This is a genomic window from Pararhodobacter oceanensis, from assembly GCF_003076755.1.
GTDB lineage: Bacteria > Pseudomonadota > Alphaproteobacteria > Rhodobacterales > Rhodobacteraceae > Pararhodobacter > Pararhodobacter oceanensis.
Genome location: NZ_QDKM01000021.1, coordinates 1 through 9077 on the forward strand (window position 1 = coordinate 1; position 9077 = coordinate 9077).

A 9077-nucleotide genomic window follows, 5' to 3' on the forward strand; every position below is an offset into this window, starting at 1 on the left:
ACCGAAACTATCCAAACCGAAACCTGATTGCAGGCAGATGATCAGCCGTGCCCGTGCTGTCCGGGAATTACTGAAACGGCTGTCCGGGAATTAGCGTAATCGCTGTCCGGTATTTCTGAAATCCGCACTGTCAGCGATCGTGGCGATGGTCGAGGCACTGGCGCAATGATCCCGGTGCCAAGCAACACGCGGGTCTGGCTGGCGGCCGGCGTCACGGACATGCGGCGAGGGTTCAACACGCTGGCGGCACAGGCTGAACAGGTTTTGGCCGAGGATCCGTATTGCGGCCACATGTTCGTCTTCCGCGGTCGCCGTGGCGATCTTTTGAAGATCATTTGGTGGGATAGCCAAGGGGCCTGCCTGTTTACAAAGCCGCTGGGATGAACCCGCAGCATCCGGCACATCGCCCTGACCGCAAAGGTCAGCCGGTTCTCAGCAATGAAGGCATACCTCACCGGGACTCCCTGGCGAAGTATGCGGTCGCCTTTTTTAGGATGTCCCGCTCCTCCGTAACCCTGGCCAGATCGCGCTTGAGCCGGCGGATCTCATCCGCTTGGACATCGACCTCCTGGACCACTTTCGCCGGCCGTGAAAACTGCTTCTGCCAAGTGTAAATCGACTTGGTGCTGACCCCCAACCGCTCGGCCACCTCGCGCACCGGATACCCCCGATCTTCGACCTGGGCCACTGCATCGCGCTTGAACTCGTTTGTGAATCTACCTCCGGACATATCGTCCTCCTTGCTTCCAAAATTACCAAGCAAGGCGTCTACAAATCTAGGGGCTATTCAAACGTCTGACTTTCAATGGGCGTCCGTGTTTAGAATCCTCACAAATGCACTCGACCTTAAACCCCGTCGAGGCTTGGCCACTCCTCAGGAACCAACGCTGGGGGTTTGGTCCAAGGCTCTTCGACCAATGCGTCCTGAAACCTCTGATCACGGAGGTTCGCGTGCTCGGTGACGATCAGTTGAAAGCCGGGTACGTCATCCTGGGTATACTTCAACAGCAGATCGAACAAGCGACGAACCGAGTTTAGATCCGCATCAGCCTCTGTTTTTTGGAAAGAGCCGTCGGCCTCTTTGTAGACTTTTTCGGACGGGAAGTAGACTTGGGTCGGCTGATCGATCAACAGGAAGCGTGGGATTGGGCGGTTGTTTTGCGCAGCGAATAGGTGCAGAGCGAGTAGTGCAGAAAGGTGATAGGCTAGATGGTTTTCGCCGCCTCCTGTGCGACTCATAGGGACCGGACGCTCAGGCCGATCGAAGATGATCGTCAACTGTGATAGGTTGAGCCGCGCGGGAAAGTCTTGGAATTCGGCCTCGAATTTCCGGATGAACCGCGTGACTTGCGCAGAGATGTTGTTGAGAATTGAGGCTAGGCGCTCGTCGCTATCGTCGGTGCCGATTTCCTCCTCGAGTTGCGTCACCCGCTTGATGAGACGGCGATTCTCCGATTTAAGTCTGGCAAGTTCTTCGTTCTGAGGGAGCGTTTCCAAGAAAAGGCTGATACGGCCTACCACGCGCGCGGCAGCATTGTTGCGACTGCCCATTTGGGCAATGACCTCGTTGGCTGCGATCGCAGCGGAAAGCTCAGTTTCTTTCTGTCTGACTTCGGCTGCGATGCCGTCCGCCTGAGCAGTCAATTCAGCCAAGTAGGCTTCGAGCTTGGGGCGCTGACCGGTGGCGACGCGCAATTCCTTATCTAGCGATTCAAGCTCGTTTAGCAGGACGGCAGCAAGCGGGGAGTCGAGCGCTAGGTTCCGTTCGCTGAATGGCCATTGCCATTCGCCGCTGTCGGGATTCTTTGGCAGTGACTTGATCGAAGTGAGACGATCTATTTGTTCAGTGGCCTCGTTTTCGTAGCCGCCCGCCCTCTTGGCGAACTGTCGCGCCGAATCAATTCTTGCCTGAGTGTCTCGCCGATCCTGGCGCAGTTGAGCCAGCTCTTCTTCCAACAGGGAAATCCGGCTAGCGTCGTCGTCAGGCACCTTTTCAGGTTGCCAAGACAGGACAGAGCTCAATCCTTCAATGACTGCGTCTGCATTTTGATTTTCATCGGCGCTTCCGATCACCCCAACAGCCGTCGCTTCCGAGTAGAGGCTGATGGCCTGCTCATGCGACGTATCGACGGCATCGAGCGCTTGCTCCAGCTTCTTGTTGCTGATCCTCAGATCCCGCTGTGCAATGCGTAGATTGGCTTCCAGTTCGAAGCGGTCGTGGGAGGAGACGCCGAGTAGGATCGGCAGTGTGTCGCGTATCGCCTGCGGAAGGTGTTGCTCGTTTTGACGGTAGAAAAGTTGGTCCTTGTTGGCTACCAGCCCCTGCTTCTGGAAAAGATAGAAGAAGGTGTGCTTGACGTTCGCGTTGTAGCTGGCGCGGCTCTGCTCAAGCGCGACTTCGGTACGGTTCTCGGGAATACCAAGCAGGCGGGACAACAGTTCGACGATACTATCGTCGTCGGTATTGACTACCAGATCTTTGAACTCGGGTATCTGCAGTTCGGAACCCCTTCGCAGCATTGCTGTGCGGCAACTGGCGCCACCGCGAGGCGGGGTCGGCTTGGCGACCAGCACCTGCTCTTTCTCGAACTGGTAGATCACGGCGAACCAGGCCACCTTGTCGCGGATGATGCCTTCGGGGACGTTGAATGTGGATCGTCCCATGCAATATTCGATAATCTCAGAGAGCGCGGACTTGCCGGTCGAGGAGCGACCGGTGATGACGTTAAGCCCTTTCACCTTAAACTGGAGGTCACGACGCTGGCCGTCATGGCTGTAAATGTGGATGGACCTGATCTTCATGGGCGAATTCCGAATGTTGCGTAAATGGTTGCCCGGTCGGCAATGCGTGCAAATTCTCTACCAATTATCCGCGCAACTTTTTGGCAGTTAACAGTCTCGGCTGTTCCACTGACGGTCTTGCGCACCTTCTTGGGCACGGTTTGGATGCGGCCGTTATCTGCGACATTGATGCAGCCCCTTTCCATAAGCAGACCAAATCCCTCGAAGGCATAGGGTAGCATCTCCGAAACCCGATCGCCGAAGCCCACCATCAGTTGCTGGTTCTTCTCCGTCGTCTTAAGCAGGTATCTGCGCGGACTACTGACAATTACCTCGCGCGAGTCCTTGTGCAAGCAGAGCGGCAGGACGAGTAGTGACAGTGAAAATGGCATGCCTCGTGCATCTTCGTCTTCATATGCGTTCAACGAACGGAATAAGACCAAGCCGCAAAATGCCGGGTTGAATAGATTACGAATCTCGAACGGGCGTTGGTCCCATCGTTTCACGAGGTCACCCCTAACACTTTGCATACGCGTTCGATAAATCGTGGATGCCAATAAACTCTAGGTTCAGGCGTGGTATCAGCGAGAATGTGAAGGCTGCCTCGGACGACATAGGGTTCCGTCACGCACGCGCGAATGCGAAGGGACTCGATCTTGCCGGTCTCAAATTCTGCCCATTTGTAGAGCGTGGCTCCGGCTTCGCGCAGCGCATCCTCGGCGCTGTCGTCCGAGAGCTTCTCGAAAACAAAGTCCCTGTAGCGGCTCCATTCCTCTGCGAGTCGATCCTCGTAATCCTCCACCTCTCCCGACACGAGCAGGTTTTCGCGCGCCCAAGCCGACCGCTGCTCGAATGCTCTATAGTAATCTAGGATCGCACTTCTGATACGGCTGGAAGAGATGCCTATCTCGTGCATTTGCTTGACGAAAAGGCGCGGATCGGCATCGGTGTCAATCTCACTGACGGGCACCTTTCCGCGGAAGGTGATTGGCAGATTGTCTGTTTTGTATTCCTCGGTGATGTTGGAAAGCTTATCCGAGACTTCGTGGCCAAAAATCTCTTCCGGTCTGGCGCCAGTCAACTGCTTGATCACAGCATCGGTCCACCAACCTTCCAGTCGTTCTAAGACGAACTGGCGGTGTTCGCGTCTTATGCTTCGCATGTGTTTTTCCCGTATGATCGCCGGGATGTCACTGATGCGCGGGTTCCCATCCATGATCAGGATGCGCTCGAGAAAGTCTTGCTTCGCTGAGTCGCTCAATTCGTTAAACGCAACGGCAATCGGTTTAATGAGTTTGGACTTTGACCTACTGAGCGCATCGGTGGCCAGTTCGGTCAGTGTTGCCTCATGCCTGGAATCGGAGGCCTGCTCCGGGAGGAAGCGAGCAAGAAATGAATCGGTTGACACGGTGCCGGTGGTAAAAAGGAAGAACTGCAGATTTGACGCAGCAAGGCCATCCCGCTTGTATCGTATCAGCCAAATATTGACTGATTTCCAGAAATCAGTCGACAGGTCTGACAGTTTATCGCCAATCACCTTGTGCTTTAGCGAAGCCAAAGACTTACCGCCTTCGGAGTCAATAAAATCGAGATCGTCGTCTTTTTCAATGAAGACTGCCGCATCTTCTGGAAGCTGAAGGAGACGAAGCAACGCAAGACGACCTTGGTAAATATATCCAAGGCTCTGCTCGCCTGCCGAGAACTTATCAGTTTCGTTTTCGACCATATTTCTCTCGTCCAGTCAGATTAGCCAATTGGCCGATAGGGACCTCTGAGCCGGAAATCACCTTATGGCACTCTTGCTGATTTCAGACTTTGGCGCAAGGCGCAGCGAACTTCCGCTTCCCACTCCCTGTGATATTATTCTATGTCTTATTCGTTCGTCGCGCACTATCGGCAATCGTTTCGTGTCTAAACTCATTCGCACCCGATTCCATCATTATCACGATCTAGGTGTCGTCCATATCCAGGGTCACCGCGAAATACTGGTGCTGCGCCAGCTGCTCTGGCCTCAGTGCAGTTCCGGTAACTACCTCTGACTGAAGGTCGAGCGGTGTTCGCTGGCCTTATTGTGCGAGCCAACGATGAACTCTGGGTGCGATGGCAATGATAATCGCCTGTTCGCCGATTGTTGTGGCAGCCTTGAGCATTCAGTCCTCCGCTGTGGGCAAGAGCGGCACTCGCAAGAGCCAGAAACACAACGGCTAAAATTAGGATAAAACGCATTGAGACACCCATTAAATACACCCGCTAAAGGTGAGTGTGTTGGGTTGTGGTTGTCGCGTCAAGGGTATAATTTCAAGTGGGTAAAGATGCATTAAGGCATCTAGATTCAAGCCTGAATTCGCTGTGAGGCTTTCGCGCCAACCGCGCCAGCGGCCTGAAATACATTCTTTGCCTGATTGAGCCCGACCGTGAAAAATTCTGAGATGACCACTCCTCTTTTTGGGTCTTCTAAGACCCATCTTGGCACACAGATGCCGACGGGGGCGGTTACATCATCAACGCTCATTTGCCCGTTCAATTTGTCCACTTCGCAATCCGGATTTCAAATTTTTTCACTATTGAGTATTCGCCAAGAGCTTGCAACTGATTGTGTTTTGGGCGACGAGAGGTAATGGGAACCGTAACTAGGTAGATGACATGACGTGGCATTGGGCCTTGATGCGCTCGATTCTAGTTGCTTTAGGCGTTACGGCAATCTTTGGATGGCCTAATCCAACTGTCGCATCAGTTCAAATTGTTGGCACGGCAAACATCGTTGACGGGGATACAATTGATATCGGCCCCGTCAGGATTCGATTGCACGGCATAGATACCGCTGAGACTGGGCAGACTTGCCCGACATCGCAGGGTGGGGATTGGCGATGCGGCGCATACGCAACAAGGCGGTTGACTGACTTGATCGATGGCCGCAGTGTTTCGTGCGATGCGCTAGATCGTGACGCCTACAATCGCGTCATTGCGCGCTGTTATTCAGATACTGGCGAAGATTTGGCGCGTGCCCTGGTTGCGGAAGGGCTTGCATGGGCCTTTACTCGATACAGCGATGACTACGTTTCTGATGAAGCTCATGCACGGGCTGATGGGCGTGGCGTCTGGCGGGCCGAAGCAATCCCGCCATGGGAATGGCGTTCAAACCGGTGGGAGCGGGCAGCAGAGGCTTCTCCAAGAGTAGGATGCCCCATCAAGGGGAACATCAACAGGCGCGGCGAGCGCATCTACCATACACCTTGGTCACCCAACTACGCGCGCACCATAGTCACTGAAGCCAATGGTGAGCGTTGGTTTTGTGACGAAGCGGAGGCACAAGCAGCAGGATGGCGAGCGCCGCGCAATTGAAAGGAAGCCGAGGTGGTCGGGGCTTTCGGCGCTTGCGATGAACAACAGCTTATTGGTTCATTTCGGCCGGGAGAAAGCTGGTTCTTTTGGCTACGGAAACTTGTGATGGGCGGCCGTGATTGAGGTGGGTAAATGACAACTTGATCCTGAAGAGTTGCGGCGTTGCCTCCCTTAAGTTGTGCAACGGCAGTCTATCATACTCACCCTCGGACGGAGCGTCATCTGCCGCCAGAGAGATGCGTCGACAGCCGTATCAAGCCGCATCCATCCACATGGAGCTCGCCGTAAGCCGACGTGAGACAATCAGTCACTGCGCAAAATTGAATAGAAGATGGGAAAGCGGTAGGGGGCGACCTGGCTCATCGTGTTGGTTTGAGGCATTTCGCCGCTGCTCCGACGCGGGCCTCGTCGCGCAACACAGGTGCCTTTTCCTATGAGCTTGCAGGCGACCGACGCAAACTTCCATTGCTTAGAAAAGTCGGTCATAGTCTTGCGAACAGAATCGACATGTTCATTTTTTTGAGATTTTCTACAGAAAGCAGTGACATAGCGTATGCCGACGATGCACTATCAAACACATGGCGACGGATCGGCCACCCTTCACCTCCGCAAAGATCCTGGCGAGAACTCTGATAGGAGTGATTTGTCGCAGACAGCTGCGCTTTTAGAGGTATTGCTCCGAGCAGAATCTGTTCTCGATGAGTTTCCAGAGGGTTTGCCTCTGAACCGGCACAGAGCGGCTCTAGCTTTGGAAATGGTAGCTGCAAACCATTTGCGTCAAGCGGCAGCAATGTTCCAAGGTATTATTGACCTTTCAAATGGATCTGTATCAGCGCATGAATTTGGCTTTTCCGAATTTGACGACAATGAAGATGAGTGATGCATTTTTGTAGGATAATTACATGACAGCACCACTTCGAATTTTTTGCATAAACGGACTAGTAAATGAGTGAATTGGCTCACCGATTGTTTTCCACCAACTCGCTGCCAGAGATACAGTATCTAGTTATTCCCAAGTGTGGTTGTACATTTGTAAAGAATTTGCTTTGGCGCATTGATCATCAGGGTGATCATGAAAAACCAAATCGTATTCACGATGCAGATCACGTGTTCCCGCGAGCGTCCGACCATGGTTACAGCGATGGGGATATACGGAACAACGAATTTGCCTTTACGGTATTCAGGAATCCTGTTGATCGATTTTTCTCGCTTTACTTCGATAAAGTCGTCGGAGCAGGGAGCTCGCGCTTTGTTCCGCTTCGGCAAGTCTTGTTGGACGGATATGGCTTGATTGGGGATCCTGCGTCGATCGATGAACATCGGAAAAACTGTATGATCCTGCTCGATTGGATTGAGCTGAATCTAAAAGGTGAGACTGAGTTATCACCGGATCCCCATTGGACACCTCAGGGCTGGAGAATGGACGTGATCAAAAGATTTGATCTAAAGATTCTGATGTTGTCCGGGGTCGAGAATAGCATCAAAAACCTACTGCTCCCAGTGCTGCCAAATGCACGAGAATTGATTCAAGGAATTGAACGAAATAAATCAAATAAGACAATTGGTAGAGATGAACTGTTAAGTGCCGATATTGATAGGAGAATTGGTGAAATATATGGGCACGATAAGTGGCTGACACATCAGGCGTGGAAATTCTGGAATATACATCAGCCCATACGGACGGAGGAGATACCAAGAATTAGTCAAATTCTCAATCAGGGCTAAGGTCATGACCTATTTCTGTCCTTTGGCCGCCACACTCCGTCGGGCGCAAATTGACAGGCGATCCACGTCGATCGTAGCAATGAGATGAGCGCACGGGATTTGCGTTTCGCAAGCACCACGTCTTTGGTTGGATTATCTTTGGGCGGCGGAGCCTGACATTGCGACGCCGGAGCTGCGTTCTCGACCCTTTCTACCCCCGGCCAATCCGAGAGGGTGAATCGTCGAAGTTCGACATGAAAGCCATGGAGGTTGCCTTCCGGCTTCTAATTCGAGGATTGTTTTGCTCCAGAAGCCAATCGCATCTTCGCAGACGGGATCAAAAAACAATCCATTGCGCTTCTCGGTAACCGCCAATCCTTCAAAAGCTGACTCGAGCCCAACAATTTCATTGTCTTTAATTAATGAGCGAATGCCAAGAAGTCGACTACCCGCCACATGGGTTTGTGGTTGCCAGTCGTCGATGCCGAGGTCGAATTGTTGTATCGTTAATTGGCAAGGGCCAACTTCACTAACCTTTATTTCCAGCACAATCCGCCGACTGGAAGTATGATGTTTCGTCGTTCCTGCAATCTTGTGTAGCAGCTTTACTGAGGCATTGCTGTTGTGGGCACGTTCTATGAATGCGAAAAGCCCGCCGAGTGAGACGCCTTGTTCGATGCCGTGATGGTAGGTCCATTTCCCGAGCTGACCGATTGTAAGAGCGAGGTTTAAGGCGTGATCCGCTTTATCAGCAGAATCTTCAAAGCTTTTGAAACGAAGAAGCTCTCTGCGAGCCTTCGCCAGGAAGTCCGGTGCCGCTTCCAGTCCAAGACGTATACTCTGCATAGGTCCCTCAACTTTGGCAATCGATAGTAAAATGGCAGTTGCCATGAAGTATAGTCGAGACAACTGCAGGTGGTAAAGGGGCTTTGACATCAACTTACGCGGCGGTTTCGGTAAATCAGATTTTTTCAAAGGGGCGCTGGCGAGATCTGGGAGCAGCGTGGAAAGCAGTCGATGGGTTCAGCGTGGCAGAAATGTTTGCAGGTCCTCCACATCATCGTTTGCTGAACGCCGCGTCGCCCATGGGACGACATTACAATCAAATCACATTCGTTTAACTTGGATCGTGTCCCAGGAACTGGTGTAACTTTGTTCTTCGGCCTTGGCTTGGCCGCAGTTACAGGGCGGCGATTGTCGCCGGGTCCATGGAGGTAGTGTCGCAAATGGCGGCGACGGTTTCCAGCGTC

General features: G+C 52.8%; 10 protein-coding genes and 1 pseudogene. 4 read left to right on the forward strand and 7 right to left on the reverse strand.

Annotated elements, in window-relative coordinates; translation table 11 throughout:
• Positions 1–165 precede the first annotated feature (165 nt).
• Positions 166–378 (forward strand): annotated as a pseudogene (gene tnpB, locus DDE20_RS18625) (IS66 family insertion sequence element accessory protein TnpB); the annotation flags it as partial.
• Positions 379–451: 73 nt separating this feature from the next.
• Here tnpB and DDE20_RS18630 read toward each other — a convergent pair.
• From DDE20_RS18630 to DDE20_RS18915, 6 genes are all read right to left on the reverse strand, one after another.
• On the reverse strand, positions 452–730 hold the full coding sequence (locus tag DDE20_RS18630) for a transposase (protein WP_116560024.1): 279 nt from the start codon (positions 728–730) through the stop codon (positions 452–454).
• 116 nt (positions 731–846) lie between these two features.
• Entirely contained in the window at positions 847–2802 is a 1956-nt protein-coding gene (locus DDE20_RS18635) for a DUF3732 domain-containing protein (RefSeq protein WP_116560025.1), read from the reverse strand.
• Entirely contained in the window at positions 2799–3287 is a 489-nt protein-coding gene (locus DDE20_RS18640) for a three component ABC system middle component (RefSeq protein ID WP_116560026.1), read from the reverse strand. Before DDE20_RS18640 ends, DDE20_RS18635 begins: the two co-directional genes overlap by 4 nt.
• Positions 3284–4507 carry an ABC-three component system protein gene (locus DDE20_RS18645; protein ID WP_116560027.1) on the reverse strand — a complete coding sequence of 408 codons (1224 nt, stop codon included), beginning with the start codon at positions 4505–4507 and terminating at the stop codon, positions 3284–3286. The genes DDE20_RS18640 and DDE20_RS18645 overlap by 4 nt, the downstream gene beginning before the upstream one ends.
• A gap of 191 nt (positions 4508–4698) precedes the next feature.
• Positions 4699–5019, reverse strand: a complete 321-nt coding sequence (locus DDE20_RS19430) for an excalibur calcium-binding domain-containing protein (RefSeq protein WP_420812384.1) — start codon at positions 5017–5019, stop codon at positions 4699–4701.
• Between the two features lie 94 nt (positions 5020–5113).
• Positions 5114–5314, reverse strand: coding sequence for a hypothetical protein (locus DDE20_RS18915; RefSeq protein WP_133240378.1), 201 nt, complete (start codon positions 5312–5314; stop codon positions 5114–5116).
• 131 nt (positions 5315–5445) lie between these two features.
• On the opposite strand from DDE20_RS18915, the gene DDE20_RS18655 reads away from it, so the two are divergent.
• From DDE20_RS18655 to DDE20_RS18660, 3 genes are all read left to right on the forward strand, one after another.
• Positions 5446–6123: a thermonuclease family protein gene (locus DDE20_RS18655; protein WP_240608283.1), complete on the forward strand. Its 678-nt coding sequence runs from the start codon at positions 5446–5448 to the stop codon at positions 6121–6123.
• Between the two features lie 553 nt (positions 6124–6676).
• Complete coding sequence (locus DDE20_RS18920) at positions 6677–7003, forward strand: hypothetical protein (protein WP_133240379.1); 327 nt, start codon at positions 6677–6679, stop codon at positions 7001–7003.
• Positions 7004–7068: 65 nt separating this feature from the next.
• The gene (locus tag DDE20_RS18660) at positions 7069–7848 is read left to right on the forward strand and encodes a sulfotransferase family 2 domain-containing protein (protein ID WP_116560030.1); all 780 of its coding nucleotides are present in this window, start codon (positions 7069–7071) and stop codon (positions 7846–7848) included.
• Positions 7849–7980: 132 nt separating this feature from the next.
• Here DDE20_RS18660 and DDE20_RS18925 read toward each other — a convergent pair whose 3' ends face one another.
• Positions 7981–8718 (reverse strand): hypothetical protein, encoded by a 738-nt coding sequence (locus tag DDE20_RS18925; protein WP_133240380.1) that lies wholly within the window; start codon positions 8716–8718, stop codon positions 7981–7983.
• Between the last annotated feature and the right edge of the window lie 359 nt (positions 8719–9077).

Bases quoted from the DNA above. Each gene is read 5' to 3' on its own strand.
- DDE20_RS18630 (WP_116560024.1), bottom strand. From the start codon at position 730: ATGTCCGGAGGTAGATTCACAAACGAGTTCAAGCGCGATGCAGTGGCC.
- DDE20_RS18635 (WP_116560025.1), bottom strand. From the start codon at position 2,802: ATGAAGATCAGGTCCATCCACATTTACAGCCATGACGGCCAGCGTCGT.
- DDE20_RS18645 (WP_116560027.1), bottom strand. From the start codon at position 4,507: ATGGTCGAAAACGAAACTGATAAGTTCTCGGCAGGCGAGCAGAGCCTT.
- DDE20_RS19430 (WP_420812384.1), bottom strand. From the start codon at position 5,019: ATGGGTGTCTCAATGCGTTTTATCCTAATTTTAGCCGTTGTGTTTCTG.
- DDE20_RS18655 (WP_240608283.1), top strand. From the start codon at position 5,446: ATGCGCTCGATTCTAGTTGCTTTAGGCGTTACGGCAATCTTTGGATGG.
- DDE20_RS18920 (WP_133240379.1), top strand. From the start codon at position 6,677: ATGCCGACGATGCACTATCAAACACATGGCGACGGATCGGCCACCCTT.
- DDE20_RS18660 (WP_116560030.1), top strand. From the start codon at position 7,069: ATGAGTGAATTGGCTCACCGATTGTTTTCCACCAACTCGCTGCCAGAG.
- DDE20_RS18925 (WP_133240380.1), bottom strand. From the start codon at position 8,718: ATGGCAACTGCCATTTTACTATCGATTGCCAAAGTTGAGGGACCTATG.